24 protein-coding genes and 1 tRNA gene are annotated in these 18,896 nt (G+C 64.4%); 19 read left to right on the top strand and 6 right to left on the bottom strand.

Going from position 1 to position 18,896, the window contains the following annotated elements:
• Positions 1–37: 37 nt before the first annotated feature.
• From ABD704_RS04940 to ABD704_RS04920, 5 genes are all read left to right on the top strand, one after another.
• The gene (locus ABD704_RS04940; RefSeq protein WP_344698568.1) at positions 38–169 is read left to right on the top strand and encodes a hypothetical protein; all 132 of its coding nucleotides are present in this window, start codon (positions 38–40) and stop codon (positions 167–169) included.
• A 25-nt stretch (positions 170–194) separates the two neighbouring features.
• Positions 195–1,916, top strand: a complete 1,722-nt coding sequence (locus ABD704_RS04935) for a hypothetical protein (protein ID WP_344698567.1) — start codon at positions 195–197, stop codon at positions 1,914–1,916.
• A gap of 38 nt (positions 1,917–1,954) precedes the next feature.
• On the top strand, positions 1,955–2,800 hold the full coding sequence (locus ABD704_RS04930) for a tyrosine recombinase (RefSeq protein ID WP_425565451.1): 846 nt from the start codon (positions 1,955–1,957) through the stop codon (positions 2,798–2,800).
• 34 nt (positions 2,801–2,834) lie between these two features.
• Complete coding sequence (locus ABD704_RS04925; RefSeq protein WP_344698565.1) at positions 2,835–3,776, top strand: acetyl-CoA carboxylase carboxyltransferase subunit alpha; 942 nt, start codon at positions 2,835–2,837, stop codon at positions 3,774–3,776.
• Positions 3,777–3,864: 88 nt separating this feature from the next.
• Positions 3,865–5,319: a M48 family metalloprotease gene (locus tag ABD704_RS04920; protein ID WP_344698564.1), complete on the top strand. Its 1,455-nt coding sequence runs from the start codon at positions 3,865–3,867 to the stop codon at positions 5,317–5,319.
• 13 nt (positions 5,320–5,332) lie between these two features.
• Here ABD704_RS04920 and ABD704_RS04915 read toward each other — a convergent pair whose 3' ends face one another.
• Together ABD704_RS04915 and ABD704_RS04910 are read right to left on the bottom strand one after the other, a co-directional pair.
• Positions 5,333–5,518 (bottom strand): Flp family type IVb pilin, encoded by a 186-nt coding sequence (locus ABD704_RS04915; protein ID WP_344698563.1) that lies wholly within the window; start codon positions 5,516–5,518, stop codon positions 5,333–5,335.
• Between the two features lie 85 nt (positions 5,519–5,603).
• Positions 5,604–6,401 carry a methyltransferase domain-containing protein gene (locus ABD704_RS04910; RefSeq protein ID WP_344698562.1) on the bottom strand — a complete coding sequence of 266 codons (798 nt, stop codon included), beginning with the start codon at positions 6,399–6,401 and terminating at the stop codon, positions 5,604–5,606.
• A gap of 42 nt (positions 6,402–6,443) precedes the next feature.
• Here ABD704_RS04910 and ABD704_RS04905 point away from each other — a divergent pair, with 42 nt between their 5' ends.
• The 9 genes from ABD704_RS04905 (at position 6,444) to folE (ending at position 11,049) form a co-directional block, all read left to right on the top strand.
• Positions 6,444–6,887 carry a ComF family protein gene (locus ABD704_RS04905; RefSeq protein ID WP_344698561.1) on the top strand — a complete coding sequence of 148 codons (444 nt, stop codon included), beginning with the start codon at positions 6,444–6,446 and terminating at the stop codon, positions 6,885–6,887.
• A 21-nt stretch (positions 6,888–6,908) separates the two neighbouring features.
• Complete coding sequence (locus ABD704_RS04900) at positions 6,909–7,178, top strand: ComF family protein (RefSeq protein ID WP_344698560.1); 270 nt, start codon at positions 6,909–6,911, stop codon at positions 7,176–7,178.
• Positions 7,179–7,213: 35 nt separating this feature from the next.
• Positions 7,214–7,471, top strand: coding sequence for a glutaredoxin 3 (grxC, locus tag ABD704_RS04895; RefSeq protein ID WP_344698559.1), 258 nt, complete (start codon positions 7,214–7,216; stop codon positions 7,469–7,471).
• Positions 7,472–7,474: 3 nt separating this feature from the next.
• Positions 7,475–8,302 carry a carbon-nitrogen hydrolase family protein gene (locus ABD704_RS04890; protein ID WP_344698558.1) on the top strand — a complete coding sequence of 276 codons (828 nt, stop codon included), beginning with the start codon at positions 7,475–7,477 and terminating at the stop codon, positions 8,300–8,302.
• Positions 8,299–8,703: a DUF1178 family protein gene (locus ABD704_RS04885; RefSeq protein ID WP_344698557.1), complete on the top strand. Its 405-nt coding sequence runs from the start codon at positions 8,299–8,301 to the stop codon at positions 8,701–8,703. Before ABD704_RS04890 ends, ABD704_RS04885 begins: the two co-directional genes overlap by 4 nt.
• A 34-nt stretch (positions 8,704–8,737) precedes the next feature.
• Positions 8,738–8,814, top strand: a tRNA-Arg gene (locus ABD704_RS04880).
• 18 nt (positions 8,815–8,832) lie between these two features.
• Positions 8,833–9,120: a DUF6356 family protein gene (locus ABD704_RS04875; RefSeq protein ID WP_344698556.1), complete on the top strand. Its 288-nt coding sequence runs from the start codon at positions 8,833–8,835 to the stop codon at positions 9,118–9,120.
• Complete coding sequence (locus ABD704_RS04870) at positions 9,110–10,435, top strand: FAD/NAD(P)-binding protein (protein ID WP_344698555.1); 1,326 nt, start codon at positions 9,110–9,112, stop codon at positions 10,433–10,435. Before ABD704_RS04875 ends, ABD704_RS04870 begins: the two co-directional genes overlap by 11 nt.
• Positions 10,432–11,049, top strand: a complete 618-nt coding sequence (folE, locus tag ABD704_RS04865) for a GTP cyclohydrolase I FolE (RefSeq protein ID WP_344698554.1) — start codon at positions 10,432–10,434, stop codon at positions 11,047–11,049. The genes ABD704_RS04870 and folE overlap by 4 nt, the downstream gene beginning before the upstream one ends.
• Positions 11,050–11,135: 86 nt before the next feature.
• Here folE and ABD704_RS04860 read toward each other — a convergent pair whose 3' ends face one another.
• Positions 11,136–11,606: a ferritin-like domain-containing protein gene (locus ABD704_RS04860; RefSeq protein ID WP_344698553.1), complete on the bottom strand. Its 471-nt coding sequence runs from the start codon at positions 11,604–11,606 to the stop codon at positions 11,136–11,138.
• 148 nt (positions 11,607–11,754) lie between these two features.
• Between ABD704_RS04860 and ABD704_RS04855 the strand changes: the two genes are divergently transcribed.
• The 4 genes from ABD704_RS04855 to ABD704_RS04840 all read left to right on the top strand — a co-directional run bounded on the left by ABD704_RS04855 (position 11,755) and on the right by ABD704_RS04840 (position 16,035).
• On the top strand, positions 11,755–13,335 hold the full coding sequence (locus ABD704_RS04855; protein WP_344698552.1) for an NAD(P)/FAD-dependent oxidoreductase: 1,581 nt from the start codon (positions 11,755–11,757) through the stop codon (positions 13,333–13,335).
• A gap of 108 nt (positions 13,336–13,443) precedes the next feature.
• The gene (locus ABD704_RS04850; protein ID WP_344698551.1) at positions 13,444–14,211 is read left to right on the top strand and encodes a class I SAM-dependent methyltransferase; all 768 of its coding nucleotides are present in this window, start codon (positions 13,444–13,446) and stop codon (positions 14,209–14,211) included.
• Entirely contained in the window at positions 14,208–15,494 is a 1,287-nt protein-coding gene (locus ABD704_RS04845; RefSeq protein WP_344698550.1) for a dicarboxylate/amino acid:cation symporter, read from the top strand. Before ABD704_RS04850 ends, ABD704_RS04845 begins: the two co-directional genes overlap by 4 nt.
• A 193-nt stretch (positions 15,495–15,687) precedes the next feature.
• Positions 15,688–16,035: a UrcA family protein gene (locus tag ABD704_RS04840; protein WP_344698549.1), complete on the top strand. Its 348-nt coding sequence runs from the start codon at positions 15,688–15,690 to the stop codon at positions 16,033–16,035.
• Between the two features lie 57 nt (positions 16,036–16,092).
• Here ABD704_RS04840 and ABD704_RS04835 read toward each other — a convergent pair whose 3' ends face one another.
• From ABD704_RS04835 to ABD704_RS04825, 3 genes are all read right to left on the bottom strand, one after another.
• Positions 16,093–16,347: a DUF6894 family protein gene (locus ABD704_RS04835; protein ID WP_344698548.1), complete on the bottom strand. Its 255-nt coding sequence runs from the start codon at positions 16,345–16,347 to the stop codon at positions 16,093–16,095.
• A gap of 78 nt (positions 16,348–16,425) precedes the next feature.
• Positions 16,426–17,169: a LytR/AlgR family response regulator transcription factor gene (locus ABD704_RS04830; RefSeq protein ID WP_344698547.1), complete on the bottom strand. Its 744-nt coding sequence runs from the start codon at positions 17,167–17,169 to the stop codon at positions 16,426–16,428.
• Positions 17,156–18,373 (bottom strand): sensor histidine kinase, encoded by a 1,218-nt coding sequence (locus ABD704_RS04825; protein ID WP_344698546.1) that lies wholly within the window; start codon positions 18,371–18,373, stop codon positions 17,156–17,158. Before ABD704_RS04825 ends, ABD704_RS04830 begins: the two co-directional genes overlap by 14 nt.
• A gap of 155 nt (positions 18,374–18,528) precedes the next feature.
• Here ABD704_RS04825 and ABD704_RS04820 point away from each other — a divergent pair, with 155 nt between their 5' ends.
• Positions 18,529–18,738, top strand: a complete 210-nt coding sequence (locus tag ABD704_RS04820) for a hypothetical protein (protein ID WP_344698545.1) — start codon at positions 18,529–18,531, stop codon at positions 18,736–18,738.
• Positions 18,739–18,896: the final 158 nt, after the last annotated feature.

The raw sequence follows: 18,896 nt of genomic DNA, 5'->3' as shown, positions 1-18,896 counted from the left end.
TATACAGCGGCTTCACGCCTCGGCAAAAGCCGCGTCTATGCCTCGCATCCTACCGATCATCATCGTCGTGATAGCCATCATTGGCGGGCTCATTGTCCTGTCGACCCGGGTCAAGGAACAGCCAACCCACACAATCGAGGTCGCTGTCCCTGCGGGCAATGCGCATTAAGCCTCTACTGATTGCAACGGCGGCTGTGGCCGTCGCACTGCCCGCGATTGCACAGCAGGTTGTGCAGCAGCCCGTTCCGGCGCCCGTCACGGCGCCCACGAACAATGTCGCCAGCTCGCCGGAACCGGGTGCCGCCACTGAAGGTGGGACCAGCGTCGTATCGCCCGGCGATGAAAGCGCGGTCGAGGAAATCTCGAACCTCAACCTGCCGCCACCGCCGCCACCGACCGAATATCCCGGTTGGGCGCGTCGCGATCCGTGGGTCGTCGGTGAACTGAACCCGGCGCAGCGCGGCCTTGGCGATAATCCGTGGGGTACGTCGAGCGGTGCGTTCCTGTCGGTGCTGATGCGCCGCATGGATGTGCCACTGGCCTCGCGCTGGGCGCATATCGCGCTGCGCGATGCCTTGCTGGCCAAGGCGCGTGCACCGGTCGAGGTGAATCCAGTCGACTGGGTCGCAGAACGCTCATGGCTGCTGCTTCGCATGGGCGAAGCGGATGCGGCGAAGATGCTCATCAGCGCTGTCGACACCGACCGCTTTACGCCGAAGATGGTGCAGGTGGCGGTGCAAGGCGCGCTCGCGACCGCGGACCCGCCGGCGCTCTGTCCGCTTCAGGATCCAATCGGAAAATATGACCCGATGATCCGTCCGTTGGTCCAGGCGATGTGCTCCTCGCTTGCCGGGGAGCCGGAGACGGCCAGCGCGCAAATCGACGATGCTCGCCGCCGCGGCCGCGTTGGTGGCATCGACCTGGCTCTGGCGCAAAAGGTCGTCGGCGCGGCCGGTGGCGGACAGGCCGCGACGATCGAATGGGACCCGGTTGATAGCCTCACCTCCTGGCGGTTCGGGCTAGCGACCGCGACGGGCATGGCGCCGCCGGACCGGCTGATGAACGCGGCCTCGCCCCAGTTGCGGGCATTCCAGGCACGGGCACCCTTGCTCACTCCGCAGCAGCGTCTGGATTCGGCGATGGTGGCGACCGGCCTCGGCGTCTTCTCGTCGCAGTCCATCATGGACCTTTATTCCGCGATCTACGACGCGACCGACCCGGGCGATCTTGCCGGCACCGATGCATGGCAACTGCGCCAGGCTTTCGTCGGCAAGGACGCCGACGCGCGCCTGGCGGGCATCCGCAAGATGCTCGATGCCAGCAAGAACCCCCTGAAGAAAGAAGCCCTCCGTGCGGCAGTCGCGCGCGCGGCGACCATGGTTCAGCCCGATGCCAAACTGGCGAAGGACGCGCCGGAGCTTATCTCGGCGATGCTAGCGGGCGGTTACGACCAGGCGGCGGCGCGATGGGCATCGGCAGCAGCGCGGATGGATGATGAAGCATCCGACCGTTGCTGGGCGATGCTGGCGCTCGGGGCGCCGAATGTCACGGATGTGGGCACGAGCCGCCTCAACGCGTTCATCAAGCGGGATAAGAGCAAGGACCGGGTGCGGAGCGCGCTCCTGGTCGCGGGCCTCCTGGGGCTTGGACGCATCACCGACGATACGGCGAACTCGCTGAACCGACGCTACGACCTCGGGCTCACGCATCAGACGAGCTGGACGCGGATGATGGACGGGGCGGCTCAGCGCGGGCAGGCCGGGACGGTCCTCGTCCTGACCGGCACAGGATTCCAGACGCCGAGCTTCATGCAGCTGCCCGGCTCCCACATGTTCCACGCTATCAGCAGCCTGAAACGGACCGGCCAGGATTTCACGGCCCGGATGATCGCCGCCGAGGCGCTGTCCCGGACGTGAGCCCCGAAGACGAGGCGCTCGTCGACCGGTTCCTCGACATGATGGCGGCAGAGGCGGGCGCGTCACGGCACACGCTCGCTGCCTACCGCAACGACCTTGAGCGCGCGGCCGAGGGGGTTCGCACCGCGTTAAACCAAGCCAGCGCCGATGATCTTTCGACGCTTGGCGAACAATGGGCCGAGCTTGCACCTTCTACCGTTGCGCGGCGCGCGGCTGCGCTGAGGCGTTTTTACGGCTTTCTGGTCGATGATGGTTTGCGGAAGGACGATCCGTCGGCCTCGCTTCCGCGGCCGCGGCTGGAGCGGCCGTTGCCGCGCATCCTCGATGAGTCGGAGATCAGCCACATATTCGAGGCGGCCGAGGACCGCTCGGCCAGCGGCGAAGCCACGTCAGTGCGTAACCTCGCCCTGCTCGAATTGCTCTACGGCTCCGGTCTGCGCGCCAGCGAGCTCGTCAGCCTGCCGCGAGGCGCCGTGCGCCCCGGCCAGCCATTTCTCATCCTCCGCGGCAAGGGATCGAAGGAGCGGCTCGTACCGATCTCCTCGCGCGCCGAGAAGGCGGTCCAGGCATGGCTCGAGCACGTTCCTAGCGACGTCCGCTGGCTCTTTCCGAGCGGAAAAGCGCATATCAGCCGTGTCCGGCTATTCCAGATCGTCCGCGCGATGGCTGCCGACGGTGGCATCTCCCCCGACCGTGTCAGCCCGCACGTCCTGCGCCATGCCTTCGCGACGCATCTTCTTTCGGGCGGGGCCGATCTCCGCGTCCTGCAGTCTTTGCTTGGCCATGCCGACATCGCGACGACCCAAATCTACACGCATGTCGACAGCGCCCGGCTGGTCGAGCTGGTGAATAGCCGCCATCCGCTCGCGACCCGCAGTCGTTGACGCTCTGGCCTCCCGCGCTTACCCGCCGCACCCAATGTTGACGTACCTCGATTTTGAAAAGCCCATCGCCGAGCTCGAAACCCGCGTGTCTGAGCTTAGGGAGACCGCAAACAGCGGTTCCATCGACATCGATGCCGAAATCGGCCGCCTCGAAAGCAAGGCGAACAAGCTGCTTCGCGACACTTATGCGAAGCTGACGCCTTGGCAGAAGGTGCAGGTCGCGCGCCATCCCGAGCGTCCGCACTTCAAGGACTTCGTCGCCGGATTGGCCGAGGATTTCGTGCCGCTGGCCGGAGACCGCGCCTTTGGCGACGACCAAGCGATCATCGGCGGCCTGGCGCGCATCGCCGGCCGCCGGGTAATGCTGATGGGGCACGAGAAGGGCGACGATACGGCGTCGCGCCTCAAGCATAATTTTGGCATGGCCAAGCCCGAAGGCTATCGCAAAGCCATCCGCCTGATGCGGCTTGCCGACCAGTTCGGCATTCCAGTCGTGAGCCTCGTCGATAGCGCCGGCGCGTTCCCCGGCGTCGAAGCCGAGGAGCGCGGCCAGGCTGAAGCTATTGCCCGTTCGACCGAGGAATGCCTCGCGCTTGGCGTGCCGATGATCGCGGTGATCGTCGGTGAGGGAGGCTCCGGCGGCGCGATTGCCATTGCGGCGGCCAACCGGGTGCTGATGTACGAGCACGCGTTTTACTCGGTCATCTCGCCTGAAGGTTGCGCGTCGATCCTTTGGCGCACCCGCGACAAGGCCCCGGAAGCGGCCGAGGCGATGAAGCTCACCGCGCAGGACCAGCTCGCGCTCGGCGTCGTCGACCGCATCGTTGATGAGCCGCTTGGCGGGGCGCACCGCGATCCTGACGCGGCGATCGGCGCGCTCAAGGGCGCGATCATCGAAGAACTCGACGGGTGCTCGCAACTGGGCTCCAGCGAGCTTCGCAGCCAGCGCCGCGCCAAGTTCCTCGCCATCGGCTGAGCCTCGCGGTTGCCTGCCGGAACCTGCCTTAGTCATTCCCCGTTCAAATTCGGCGCGCTTGATTAAGGGCGCCAGTCGGAGGGTCATGATGCGTAGAGCGCTTCTGTTACTTGCAACTGCGGCGATCGCCATCGCGCCCGCGGCGGCGCAGCAGCTGCGCTATCTCAATCCGCAAGATGTTGCCGAAGCGCAGCGCGAGCACGCCGCGATCGTTCAGGAACTGGGCGGCGCCGAGACCGGACCGCGAGCGGCTTATGTCGATGGTGTAGGCCGGCGCGTCGGCGCGTTCTCAGGGGTCGCCAACCCGGGACAGGCACTGCATTTCACGACGCTGAATTCGCCGGTCGAGAACGCTTTCTCGGTCCCTGGCGGCTATGTTTACATCACGCGTCAGCTGATGGCGCTGATGGATGATGAGTCCGAGCTTGCTTTCGCAATCGGCCACGAGGTCGGGCACATTGCCGCCAATCATGCCCACGTGCGCGAGCAATATGAACAGCGCAGCTCGGGCGGCATTCTCGGCTCCATCCTTGGCGCGGTCTTCGGCAACACCATCCTTGGTCAGGTCATCCAGCAGCGCGCGAAGCTCGACACGCTGAGTTTCTCTCGCGAGCAGGAATATCAGGCCGACCAACTCGGTACCCGCTATATGATCGCGGCGGGTTACGACCCTGTTGGCGGTCCCGAACTTCTTGCGGCCCTGTCGCGCCAGTCGGCTTTGGAAGCGCGCATGCAGGGTAGGACCAATCGCCAGACGCCCGAATGGGCCAGCACGCACCCGCTGAGCGAAAACCGGATGCAGCGGGCCCTTGTCGACGCGCGCGCCACGGGCAAGCTCGGCACTGGCTTGCGCAATCGCGACACTTTCCTGGCGCAGGTCGAGGGCGTGACGGTCGACGACGATCCGGCGCAGGGCATCATCGACGGGCCGACCTTTACGCATCCGGACCTGCGCATCTTCTTTACCGTGCCAACGGGCTATCTGATGTCGAACGGTACGCGCGCAGTGACCATCTCGGGCTCGGCCGGGAAGGCGCAATTCGGTGGCGGCGGCGGGTTCCGTGGCAGTCTCGACGATTATATCCTGCGCGTATTTCAGGAATTGACGCGGGGTCAGCAGCAGCTCTCCATTCCACCGCCGCAGCACACGTCCATAAACGGCGTAGCAGCGGCTTACACAACGGCGCGCGTGAACACCTCGTCCGGGCTCGTCGACGCCAGTGTCATCGCTTACCAATGGGATCCGCAGCGTATCTATCACTTCGTGATGATTACGCCTGGCGGCTACGGGATCGGCCCGTTCGCGCCGATGGTGAACTCACTGCGCCGCATCACGCCCCAGGAGGCGGCCGCGATCCGGCCTCGGGTGATTCACGTGGTGACGTTGGAACGCGGCGACACGGTACAGTCGCTCGCGAGACAAATGGCCTATCGCGATTTCAAGCTGGAACGCTTCCTAACGCTCAACGGGCTCGACGCGAACAGCGCCCTGGCGCCGGGCCGCAAGGTGAAGCTCGTCGTGTTCGGACAGCGGCGGACCTGAAGCCCGCAGAGCCTTATTTCATCGAAGTTTCGACATTCGACTGGATCTTGCCCCACATGCCGGCGCTACCGCCGCCAAGCGCAGCCAGCCCGGTCATCATCGCGATGATGATAAGCGAGCAAATCAGCCCATATTCAATCGCCGTGGCCCCTCGCGTATCCGCGCCGAGCCTGCGCAACATTCTCCGGATAGCGATCACGCCACCCTCCTCTGGTCCACGTCCACGGTGACTGTTTACCCAAACCAGAGTTAACAACTCTCGCCCGGATATCGTTAACGCCGCTTCATCCTTCTCGAGGGTTGCTCGCGGACGTGGGAGTCCAGGCGGCAAAGTGAAGGATTTCAAAGGTCTCGGCCGTTTTTCCTCCCTCGCCGGCGTCTGAAAAATTCTTGGCCGCCGCCTCGGCAGCGCGGAGCGTAAGTGCGGTTCGCGAGCGGGCCGAGAGCAGGTTTGTGGCGCCCATGCGCCGCAGGTCGGCGACGAGTTTGGTGAATGAGCCGTAGGAGACTTGCACACGGTCGACGTCGACCACCGGGGTCGCGAAGCCAACCTGCTGCAGCAGCGGCGCGAGCGCCGACGCTTCGATCCGGGGATGGACATGGGGTGTTGCGACGCCTGCGATTTCATCGGCTGCGCGCATCGCAGCGCGGAGGCGGGGCAGGGTTTCCCCGCCGGACATGGCGCCGATCAGGAACGCATTCTCGGTCATCGACTGCCTGATCGCAAAGAACATGCGCGGTAAGTCGTTGACGGTATCGAGCGTCCCCAAAGCGACAACGAGGTCGTAAATTCCAGTTTGGGGGAGCCACTCGTCCTCATTCACTACTGTACCGCTAGCCACCTCCGCAAACGTGGGCCCGGGATCGATCACGTCGACCTGCCCCACGCGCTCCCGTAACCGGTCTCGCCAGGCGGGATCCGGGCACCCGATCAGCAAAGCTCGCTCGAAACGTTGCTGCACCAGTGCGATCCGATCCAGACAGTCCGCGAATGCCCGCTCGAGCAAAAACAGCTCCGGCCCGAGCCGGGCGGCACGGTCGCGGCGGCTGGCACGCAGTCCCATTTCGAAAAGGTCTGACACTGGGCGCTTGTGCGATGGCCCGGCTGCCGCGACAACCGGCGAATGATCGCATCCGTGTTGAAAGCGTGCACACGACAGGCTCTCGATTTCGCCCTTCCGCCCCGCTGCGCTGGTTGCGGTACGATCGTCGGAGACACTCACAGCTTCTGCGTCGATTGCTGGAACGGCATCGAATTTCTCGGGGAGGGCGGGTGCGGCACCTGCGGGCTCCCGCTTCAGGCAACGGAAGCAACGACCTGCGGCGTTTGCTTGGCGAATCCGCCGCGGATCGAGCGAACTCGCGCCGCGGTCGCTTACGGGGATCTGAGCCGGAGCCTTGCCATTCGCCTCAAATATGGCCGCAAGGTCGCGATTGCGTGGACCATGGCCCGCTACATGGCGCCGCTGATCGAACCTGCCACGGCGCCGATCCTCGTCCCGGTCCCGCTCCACCGTTCGCGCTTGTGGCAGCGTGGGTTCAATCAGTCCGCGCTAGTTGCGAAGTAGTTGTCGCGGAAGCTCAATTTCATGAGCGAGCGGCTCGTCCTGCGAAGGCTCCGGTGCATGCCGCCGTTGAAAGGAATGAGTGCTCTGAAGCGACGCAAGACGGTCGCCGGCGCTTTCAAGGTCGCTGACAAATCCTTGGTCGAAGGGCGCACGATCATCCTGGTCGACGACGTGCTAACCACCGGCAGCACGGCTGAAGAATGCGCCCGAACGCTAAAACAGGCGGGCGCTGCCCGCGTTGAATTGATCACCTGGGCGCGGGTGGTGCGTCCGTCGCAGTTGATGCGTTGAGCACAACGCATAAATATGGCGGCAAAGGAGCCCACGTGCCTGTTGTCGAGATCTATACGAAGAACTTCTGCCCTTATTGCTGGCGCGCCAAGGCGCTGCTTGAGCAGAAGGGCGTCGAATACAAGGAAATCGCGGTCGATTGGGGCGGCGAGGACAAGCAGGCGATGGTCCAGCGCGCGAACGGCCGCACGACCGTCCCGCAGATTTTCATCGGCGAACGCCATATCGGCGGTTGCGACGACCTCGTCGCGCTCGACCGCGACGGCAAGCTCGATACGTTGTTGGCAGCCTGACCCATGTCCCGGATCGCGCTCTTCCAGTCCACCACAGGCGTCGATCCGGAAGCGAGCGCGCGCGCTCTAACTGACGCCATCGGCAAGGCGGCAGCGGGCGGCGCGGAAATCTTGTTCACGCCGGAAATGTCGGGCCTACTCGACCGCGACAGCGAGCGCGCTGCCAAGAACCTGCGTCCGGAAGATGAGGACCCGGTGCTCGCCGCCGTCCGAGATGCCGCCAGGCAGCATCACATATGGGTCGACCTCGGCTCGCTCGCCGTGCTTGCAGGCGACGACAAGGTCGCGAACCGCGCGTTCGTCATCGACCGCGAGGGACAGGTGCGGGCGCGATACGACAAAATGCACTTGTTCGACGTCGATCTGCCGACCGGCGAGAGCTGGCGCGAGTCCAACACATATTCGCCGGGTCAAGGTGCCGTGCTGGTCAACGGCACACCCGTCGGCAAGCTTGGTCTGACGATCTGCTACGACCTGCGCTTTCCCATGCTCTTTGCTCGGATCGCCGAAGCGGACGCCGACGTCATCTCGGTCCCGGCGGCGTTCACCGTCCCGACCGGCAAGGCGCATTGGCACGTGCTGCTACGGGCCCGGGCGATTGAGGCGGGGCTGTTTGTCGTCGCCGCCGCGCAGGTCGGGCGACACGAAGACGGCCGCCAGACCTTCGGGCACTCACTCGTCGTCGACCCGTGGGGCGAGGTGCTGCTCGACATGGGCGAGGAGCCGGGCGTGGCATTCGCGGACATCGACCTTAAGCGCATCTCCGACGTGCGCTCGCGCATTCCGGCGCTTACGCATCGCCGGCCCATCCCGGAGGCAGTGACGCAATGATCCTGTTCGATCTTCATTGCCTCGACGGAGGCGAAAGGTTCGAAGCCTGGTTCCGTTCGGGCGCTGACTATGACGAGCAAAAGGCCGGCGGCCTGGTCCAATGTCCCTACTGCCAGTCGAGCAATGTCGCGAAGGCCCCGATGGCGCCGCGCGTCCCGCGCAAGGGCTCAAGCGATCATCCGATGATGCGTCTCGCCGCCGCGCAGGCCGAAGCGCTCAAGGGGTCGCGATATGTCGGGGACAAGTTCGTCGAGACTGCCCGCGCCATTCACAGCGGTGAGATCGACAAGGAGCACGTCCACGGCAGCGCAACGCTGGCGCAGGCAAAGACGCTGATCGACGAAGGCGTGCCGGTATCACCGCTTCCGCTCCCTGTAGTGCCGCCAAGCCAGGTCAATTGATTGGGGGCGGCACTGCCCCTATTCCTCCCCGGACGGCCCCGTAGCTCAGCAGGATAGAGCGCCGGATTCCTAATCCGTAGGTCACAGGTTCGAATCCTGTCGGGGTCACCAAACTATTGGGGACTTAAGATGGCCACGGATAATCGCATGGGCGAAAGGCGAAGCGGGGGACCCGGACACCGGCTGTTCGTCGCGCATCCCCGCTCGCTCGGCATGTCGTGGGCGCAACATGGAGCGGGCGCGGTCAAGATCGGCGCGGAACTGATCGGCGCGGGCTGCGCAGCGATGGTCCATGCCGCGGTGCCCGGCCTCTTCACCGACACGGCCGGCAAGACGGTGGCGCGGATCTACGATCATATTCAGTCACGCAAGGCGGGCGCTGCCAACCCGGATAGCTGGCCTGATTATGAAATCTGACCGGCACGTTCCGGTCGCGATCATCGGCGGCGGGTTTTCAGGAACGATCATCGCGGCGCAGCTGGCGCGGCGGGGTGTCGGCTCGGCGCTGATCGACGGCAGCGGCCGCGCGGGGAAGGGTGTCGCTTATTCGACGACCGAGCCGACGCACCTTCTCAACGTTCGCGCCGAAGGCATGAGTGCCTGGGCCGGAGAGCCGGACAATTTCGCGAAGCGATTCGAACAAGAAGGCGGCGAACGCAGCGATTTCGCGCAACGACGGCTGTTCGGCCGCTACCTCGGCGAAATTCTCGACGAGGCGAAGAGTTCGGGTAACGTTCAGCAATTCGATGCGGTGGCCGTCGGCGCCGTTCGCGACGGCGACGGTTGGCGGGTGTCATTCGACACGGGCGATAGCATCGGGGCCGACGGGGTCGTTCTCGCAATTGGCAACCAGGAGCCGGACGCGCTCCGTGCCTTCTCCGGCGTTACCCAAGGCTTCGTCGGCAACCCCTGGGGCGGCGACGCCATTTCCGCCGTCCGCGATCTCGCCGAAACGGGCGGCAACGCACTGATCGTCGGAACGAGTCTGACGATGGTCGACCTGGCGCTGTCACTGGATGCCGCTAGCTTTCGGGGCCGGGTCGTCGCGCTGTCGCGCCGCGGGCTTATCCCCCGCGCCCACGCCGACTTCGACCCCGCGCCCGTCGAGGGCGCTGAGGTGCCGGCGGGGAGTGTGCGGCACCTGTGGAAATGGCTTCGCCGCCGCAGTGCCGAGAATGGCTGGCGTGCCGCTGTCGATAGCCTACGCCCGCACAGCCACGCGCTGTGGCAGAGCTTCAATGAGGATGAGCAACGCCGTTTCCTCCGCCATTCCAGGCCGTGGTGGGATGTCCATCGCCATCGTATCGCGCCGGAGGTGGCCGCCACAGTGGCCCAGATGGTTGCCGACGGCCGCCTCGAGATTGTCGCCGGACGTATCGTCTCGGCGCGTGACAGCGGGGAAGGAATGGAAGTCGAATTTCGTCGTCGGGGCCGCACGAATTCCGAGACCGAGCAGTTCCGCTACGCCCTTAACTGCACCGGCCCCCTCCACTCCATCGAGCACACCAAAGATCCGCTGCTCCGTAGCCTGCTCGACGCCGGCGCCGTGCGCCCTGACCAACTGGGCATCGGGCTCGAGGTCGATGACCAATCGCACGCGCTTGGCGGCGACCGGCTGTGGGCCTTGGGGCCCCTGACCAAAGGACGTTATTGGGAGATCATCGCGGTGCCTGATATTCGCGAGCAGGCGGCGACGGTTGCCGACGATATCGCGCGGAGGTTGAAGACATGAGCAAGCATGGCGATTCGGCCGACGGCGACCTGGTCGAGTCTGCTCCAGCCTGCGAGGTTCCGGCCGACGTCGCCGACGCCGTGCGGACGCTCATTCGCTGGGCAGGAGACGATCCTAACCGCGAAGGTCTGCTAGACACCCCCAAACGCGTGGCACGCGCGTGGAAGGAATATGCGCGCGGTTATCAGGAAGACCCGGCCCTCCACCTCAGCCGCACCTTTGAGGAGGTCGGCGGATACGACGAGATCGTGCTTCTAAAGGACATCCCGTTCCAGTCGCATTGCGAACATCACATGGCGCCGATCATCGGCAAGGCGGCGATCGCATATCTCCCAGGCAACCGCGTCGTCGGTATCAGCAAGCTTGCCCGCGTTCTCCACGGCTTCTCGCGCCGTTTGCAGGTGCAGGAACGGCTGACGGCCCAAGTCGCCGATGCGATTTGGGAGCATCTCCAGCCAAAGGGCGTCGCCGTCGTCATCGAAGCAAGCCACGCCTGCATGACCGCGCGCGGTGTGCAGACCCCGGGCGTCATGATGACTACCAGCCGAATGATGGGCACGTTCCGCGAGGACGAGCGCAGCCGCCGCGAAGTGCTCGCGCTGATGGGCTACTAGGCCGGATAGCAAGCGGGGCAGCTCTGCTGGCCGTGAGAGCTGCCCCGACGCCCCACCCCGTTACCGGGGTGATGCTGTTGTAACGTTTAGGCCTGCGCGCTGGCTTTGAAGCCGTGCTTCAGCTGGCTGATCTGGTCATGGCCGGCCTTGATCGACTGATAGTTGCGCTCGACCAACTCGTGGCTCTCGCCCTTGAGCTCGTCGCTCTGCAGCGCGGCCTGCCATTTTTCCTTGAGATAGTCCTCGCCGCGCTCGACCTCGTTGATGATCGCTTTCTCGTCGCGTCCGGTGACTGCCGCCTTGAGATCCTCGAAGCGCTGATGCGCCTTGCCGAGGAAAGAGCCGCCATCTTCTGGGTCGCCGCCGAGGCGGCGGACTTCGGAGCGGAGGTCTTCGACCACGCGCTGACGCTCGTCGGCGCGGCTGCGGAAGACCTCGCGAAGGCGCTCGTCATGAATGTTCTTCGCTGAATCCTCGTAGCCCGTCACGCTGTCGATCGTGGTGGCGATGAGGGTGTTGAGCGTACTGATCGTTCCCGAATGGTTGTCGTCGGCCAAGGCCTGTACTCCATATGTTTGAGTGACTTCTGCGGGGGTGAACGCATGAGCGGGCGGGGCGATGCGCCTGGTCACTGCATTTTTAATGGCTGTTGACCGGAAATTGCTGTCAACTCGCCGCTCAACAGCGGCCGGGGGGCTGAGTCGCATGGCGCTGACAAGACGTGGCTTGCTCGAACGCATCGGCGCGGTCGGAGGCGTGGGCGCTGCCTACCTCGCGATGGAGGCGATGGGCCTGGCGATTCCGACGCCGGCCGGCGCGGAGAACTTTTCGCTGCCGCCGTCAAGCGGGAATGGCCGATCGGTCGTCATTCTTGGCGCCGGCATCGCGGGGCTTGTCTCCGCCTATGAACTTAGCCGCGCGGGCTATCGCGTCACCGTTCTCGAAGCACGCGACCGCGCGGGCGGGCGGGCGTGGACGGTGCGCAACGGCACGCGCATCGAGCAGATCGGCCGGCCGGATCAGGTCGCCAGCTTTTCGCCTGGCCTCTATTTCAACGCAGGCCCCGCGCGGCTTCCGTCCACGCACCGCGCGATCCTCGGCTACGCGCGAAAGTTTGGCGTCCGGCTCGAGCCCTTCATTAACGTGAACCGCAATGCCGGCTGGGACTTCAACGGGAAGGTCCAGCCCGAGCGGCGCATGGTGAACGACATGCGCGGCCATGTCGGCGAGTTGCTGGCCAAGGCGATCGACCACCACGCGCTCGACCAGGAAATGCCGAAGGGCGAGCTGGAAATGATGCGCCAGTTCCTTGGCGCCTGGGCAGACCTCGATGAAAAGGGAAAATACTCGCCGTCGGGCCCGTCCGGATTTTCGATCATGGGCGGCGGCTACAATCAGGCCCCGGTGCCGCTCCCGCCGCTCGGGTTCAAGGATCTCGCGCCGTCGCGAGCGATCGGACTTCCCTATCTGTTCGAGAATATCTGGGACATGCAGGCGACGATGCTCCAGCCGGTCGGCGGCATGGATCGCATTGCTCACGCTTTCTATGAGCAAGTAAAGCCGCTGGTTCACCTCAATTCGCCGGTCACGGCGATCCGCCGGGTCGGCGATCGCGTCCGGATCGAGCATGGACCAGGCAAACAGATCACCGACGCCGACTTTGCCGTGGTGACACTGGGCTCCAACCTGCTCGAAAAGATCCCGAACGACTTCTCGCCCGCCAAGAAGGCGGCGCTGAAAGGCATTCCCTATCTGCCGAGCGTCAAGGTCGCATTCGAGGCTCCGCGCTTCTGGGAGACGGACGACAACATCTTCGGCGGCCTCGCCTGGACCGACCGCGCCAATGAGAACGTCATCTATCCTTCGCACGAGATTGGCGCGCCGAAGGGCGTGCTTGTCGCCGCCTATGTCGCTGGCTGGACCAACCAGGACAATCCGCAAAAGTTCGCGGGCTACAGCCATCAGCAGCGGTTCCAAATCTGCCGGGACAGCATCGAAGCGCTTCACCCGGGGCATTCGAGGCTGCTGTCGAAGCCTGCGACCGTGGCGTGGGGCCTGACGCCTTACTCTGAAGGCGTTGGCGCTCTCTGGCCCGACGGACCTCGCGCAGGCCCAGGCGGCGGGTCGCGCGGCGCTCAATACGTCGAGCTTCTCAAGCCCGAGGGCCCGATCGTCTTCGCCGGCGAGCATCTGAGCTATCAAGGGCTATGGCAGGAGGGGGCGACGCTCTCCGCGCACGAAGCCTTGAAGTTGGTTGCTGCGATGGCAAAGTCCCGGACTGCCTAAGTCCACTGTTGATCGAAGATCGCGGACTGGCCGACGACAATCGCGTGACGCTGGCGCGTGGCGGTTGCCAGCAATAGAAGGTCACTCACTCATCAGGGGAATGCCCACATGAAGCTCCTCAATTCCGCCGCGCTTGCGCTCGCGCTGGTCGCAGCACCTCTCGTCGCCAAGGCCGCCGCCAAGCCATTGGCCAATGTCGCCGCGTCCGTTGCGGCGCCGGGTCGCTCGGCCGACAACGTCAAGCTCGACGAAAGCCGCAAGCCTGCCGAAGTGCTGCGCTTCCTCGGCCTGCGCCCGGGAATGCATGTGCTCGATCCGTTCGGTCTCAACAAATATTGGGCCGAGATTACCGCCCCGGCGGTCGGCGCGAAGGGGCACGTGACGGTGTGGGAGCCGACGCAGTTCCTGAAGGACGATGGCAAGAAGTCATTCGACGAATTTGCCGCCAAGCAGAAAAATATCAGCCTGATCTCTAGTCCGTTCGAGGCGCCAAACCTGCCGAAGAACAGCTACGACTTCGCGCTCATCAACCTCGATTATCACGACGTCTACTGGACGAGCGAAAAGTACGGCATCCCGCGCATGGACCCGGACGCGTGGCTGAAGACGCTCTATGCCGCGATGAAGTCCGGTGCGACCGTCGGCGTCATCGACCACGTGGCCAATGCCAGCAACGACGTGCGCGCGACCGTCGACAAGTTCCACCGCATTGACCCGGCGATCGTGAAGGCGGATTTCAAGCGCGCCGGCTTCGTCCTCGAAGGATCGAGCGACCTGCTGCGCAACCCGGCTGACGATCACAATCTTTTGGTCTTCGATCCCAAGATCCGCGGTAAGACCGACCGCTTCCTGTTCAAGTTCAAGAAGCCGCGTTGACCGCTTCGGAAGGGGCGCACAAACCGGCGAAGAGCGGCAGCCTGCGCGCCTATTACGCGCTGGCCGCTCTCGTCGCCGGTGTCCTGCTCGGTGCCGGCGCGAACAGCCTGAGCGAGAGCGCTCGGCAGCCGTTGCTCGATACGGCGAGCTTCGTCGGCACCCTGTGGCTCAATGGGCTGAAGATGACGGTCATTCCGCTCGTCGTCGCGCTGCTCGTTGTCGGCATCGCAAAGAGCCGCGAAGCCGCGGCAGGCGGGCGGATTGCCGGTAGGTCGGTATTGTCGATCGTCATCATCTGCACTGCGTCGGCCGTCTTTGGTGCGCTTGCGACCCTCCTGCTCACGAACATGTTCCCGCTTGGACGCGAGACGGCGCAGGCGCTGCAGACCGCGCTCGCGGGCGTCGAGCAGAAAAGCTCGGGACCACTTCCGGGCGTGTTGGACTTCTTCAAGGGAGTCGTGCCCGACAATGTGTTCGCCGCCGCGACAAATGGCGACATCCTCCCGCTGGTGGTTTTCGCCGTGCTGTTTGCGCTGGCGCTCGGGCGGATTTCGGACGAGCGCCGTCGGGCCGTCGTCGGCCTGTTCGAGGCGATTGGCGATGCACTACTCGTTGTCATTGGCTGGGTGCTGTGGATCGCGCCGCTCGGCGTCTTCGCGCTGGCGTTGACGGTGGGCTCGGCCGCGGGGGGAGCGGCATTCACCGGCCTCGGCCACTACGTCGTGTTGATTTCCATGGTCGGCATCCTCGTCACACTGGCCGCTTATCCACTGGCAGCGATCGCCGGCGGGATGGGGATTGGGCGTTTCGCGCGAGGTGCCATCGCGCCGCAAGCGGTGGCGATCTCGACACGGTCGTCGCTCGCTTCACTTCCCGCGATGCTGACGGCGGCGCGCGCACTCGGCATTCGCGAGCAGGTAGCTGATGTCACCTTGCCGATTGCCGTCGCATTGTTCCGGGCAACGGGCCCAGCGATGAATGTCGGCGTTGCCTTCTATGTCGCCCATTGGCTTGGACTCGAGCCCAGCATCACGCAAATGATCGCCGCCACGGCGGTTGGCGCAGTGATGAGCTATGGCGCCGTCAGCCTGCCGGGCGAGATTACCTTCATCAGCTCGATCGCGCCGATTGCCATGGCGCTTGGTGTGCCGGTGGCGCCGCTGGCGTTACTTGTAGCGGTGGAGATGATCCCCGACATTTTCCGCACGGTTGGCAATGTCACCATGGACGTCGCCGTCACCGCCCTCGTTGATCGCTCGACGAAAAGGTCGTCCAAAAGCTGAACGTCAGCTGACCGCCGTTCGTCGATTCAGCGTCTGACGAACGGCTTTTGTCGTCGCGCCGACAATCTCGGCGGGGCTCGTCGAGCAGCGCAGGACTTGGCTGGCGCAATGGCGCATCTCGATCCTGCGACGCGGGGCTTCCCCTCCATGGTTCCCCAGACCCACCCCGCGTCGCAATAAAGGGAGACTCGAGATGTTGAAGACTCTCACCGCCATGGCTGCGCTGGTCGTCGCTTCCGCGCTGGTCCTTCCGACGGTCAGTCAGGCCCAGGACAGCAATTCGATGCGCGTGTCCTATGCCGATTTGAACCTCGGATCGTCGATCGGCCAGCATCGGCTCCAAAGCCGCATTTCCGGCGCCGCCAAGATCGTTTGCGTGATCGAGGATTCGCGCGAGATGGCACTTGCCGCCGCGACGAAGGATTGCCGGAGCGATGCGGTTGCCCGTGCGCAGCCGGCCTATGAAGAGGCGGTCGCATCCGCCAAGCGCGGGTCGGTCACGGTACTCGACGCCGCAGCGCTCGTCATCACAGCGCAGTGAGCGCGCTTATCGACCGCCGCGGTGCTCCATGCGAGGCCCGCGGCGGTTTTGTTTTGCCTACTGCGGGTGGGGCACCTCGACGCGGATTGCCGGCGCGTCAGTGCCGAGAATTTCGATTGTGAAGAGCGTCAGGCCGGTCTCGTCGGAAACCGATAGCCCGATATGTCCAGCCTCCCAGAAGCTCGGGGCCTGATCCGTCAGCAAGCGTGCGACGTAGCGAGCGGCCGTATTCTTGGCGTCCGCGACCGACGCCAGCTCGACGCCTTCGGCAGGCGACTGATCCCCGTGGACGTTGAAGTGGAAGGTCGGCACTTGAGTCGGTTATCCGACACAGCCACTAGCGAGCACAACGACCGCCGCCAACCGAGGCGCGTCAAATTGTAATGCGGATTATCTGCCGGCGATGGCCCTGACACGGTCCGAATAGAGGCGGCCGACCGGCTGCTCGGTGCCATCGGCGAGGCGGGCGATCCAACGTCCGGACTGGTTGCGGCTGAAGCCGGTGATGAAATCTTTGCGAACGATGGCCGAGCGGTGAAGCCGGACGAACAACTCCGGGTTCAGACCCTCTTCGAGTGCCGCCATCGAGTGATGGATGAGCCAGCTCCGGCGGCCGACGTGCAGGCGCATGTAATCGCGCTCGGCCGACACGCGGTCGACGTCGCGCGACGCGATGCGGACCAGGCCGGACAGGTCGGACGCCCAGAACTCCTCAAGCCATTGCGAGGCCTTTCCGGGTGCCGGCTCGGCGCTGCGCTGCTGGAGGTAGGCACGCGCACGATCGAGCGCTCGCTGGAGCCGAAACGGGTCCACGGGCTTCATGAGATAATCGACCGCCTCGACCTCGAAGGCGGCGACGGCGAACTGGTCGAACGCTGTCACGAACACGACCGCGGGGGAGGGCGATTGCATCGCGAGCGCACGCGCGACGCCGATACCGTCGAGCCCGGGCATGGCTATGTCGAGCAGTAACAGATCCGGGTGAAGCGCCTCGGCGAGGTTGATCGCGCTGTCGCCATCGCTTGCCGTGCCGACAAGTTGCGCGCCCTCCGAGCGAGCGAGCAGCAACTGCAGCCGCTCGGCCGCGAGCGGCTCGTCGTCGGCAATGAGGACGCGGAGGTTAGTCTCGGGCATTCATTTCCACCGGCATGGTGAGCGAAACCTTGAACCCGCCGCCGCTCATCGGTCCGAAGCGGCAGCTGGCGTGGCCACCGAACCGCGCTTCTAGGCGCTGGCAGACGTTAGCGAGGCCGACACCGGTGCCTTCGTGCGTGGCGGCAGGAATATCGTCCTTGCCGCCGTTCTTCAGCCGGTTGCTGACCTCGACCACCATGCGGTGATTGTCGAGGTGGCGCGCATCGATGCGGATGAGAACGGCCTTGCGGCTCTTCGATACGCCGTATTTGATCGCATTCTCGACGATCGGCTGAAGCAGCAGAGCAGGCATGCGCGCATGCTGAAGCTCGGGTGGGACGTCGATCTCGACCGTCAGGCGATCTGGAAAACGGGCTTTCTCGATGTCGAGGTAGAGACGCTGGAGGTCGATCTCTTCTGCGAGGCTGACGTCGGCGCTTGGGTCGAGGGAGAGGCTGGTGCGAAAAAAGGTAGAAAGGGCGAGAAGCATGGTTTCCGCCCGGTCCGTTCGCCCGGTCATGACGAGCGACGACAGCGAATTTAGCGTGTTGAACAGGAAGTGCGGGTTCACCTGATATCGGAGCGCGCGCACCTGCGCGGCTTGGGCGGCACTTTCGGCATCTGCCAACCTACGCTGGACGCCCATCGCTTCGGCATGGGCCTGGGTCGCGATGTAAAAGGCGCTCCACGCCATGAACATGAACAACCAGACGATGGCGCTGTCGGCGATCCAGCGGATCCGCTTGCGGAAGCCCATTTCGCTCATGCGCGGCATTGTGAGGACGAGCGGTTCCTGCGCGTTGCGCTCGATCGTGATTTTGTTGTTCTTCTCAATGACCACGAAGCCTTCGCGCGCTTGGTAGCGAAACTCTTCCTTCGACGAGATCTTGCCTTCGAAAAGGCTCAATCCACCTGCCATGGCCATCGCCGCGACCACCGACGCGATGGCGGCGATAACCGTCTTGCGGCGGATGTTCTGCGCCTGACCGATGCCGGCGATCGCGAGGTAGATGAAAAATGTGATGGCGATGCCGAGGCCGATGTTGATCAGCTTGTCCGAAATCGCGTTCAGCGCGTTCGGCGCCAACAATGCGCGAAGTACCACCGTCAGGGCGTAGAAAAGCCAGAATCCGAGGATCGATTTGACGGCGAGGGGCCAGTCGCTGAAGCGCGTCCGCACCGCCGGTGGTGGCATCATGAACATCGTCACGGTCATGCCCTACAAGCTTGCCGCCGCAAACCGCCGCTTGCCCATTGGCAGAAGCGCCGGAGCGGCCCGTCGAAAGCCGACGAGACGCGGAACGCTTTCCTGCGTCCCCTCGTTACATGACCGCAATCTTAGGCGACGGAGAGAGACTTGTGAACGACAGCAAAGAAATCCCGCCGGCGCCGGTGATCTCGGCCCCTCCGGAGCGCGAGCTGGAAAAGAAGCTGAAACGCGACCCCCAGAATCAGGACGCCAAGGCCGACGTGGGCAGCGACGAGTCCATGGATGCATCCGACCCTCCTGCGGCGGCCCAGCCTGGTCAGAACGACGACCCGGTGCCGTCGTCCGGATTTCCCGAGTAAATTTCACTAGCGTCACGAAAACGTCGCGGCGTTGCAATAAATCAACAATCCACAGTTTTGCGGCTCGCGGTCAATTTCTAGCCTAGACGCACTGACTCCCCTCTGATTCAATGTGAATGGGGGGTGGGACTGTGGTTAAGCAATATGTAACTGAAACC

This window comes from Sphingomonas limnosediminicola, assembly GCF_039537965.1.
Classification (GTDB): Bacteria; Pseudomonadota; Alphaproteobacteria; order Sphingomonadales; family Sphingomonadaceae; genus Sphingomicrobium; species Sphingomicrobium limnosediminicola.
Note: the sequence above shows the minus strand (reverse complement) of the source record. Positions and strands in the feature narration are given on the sequence as shown.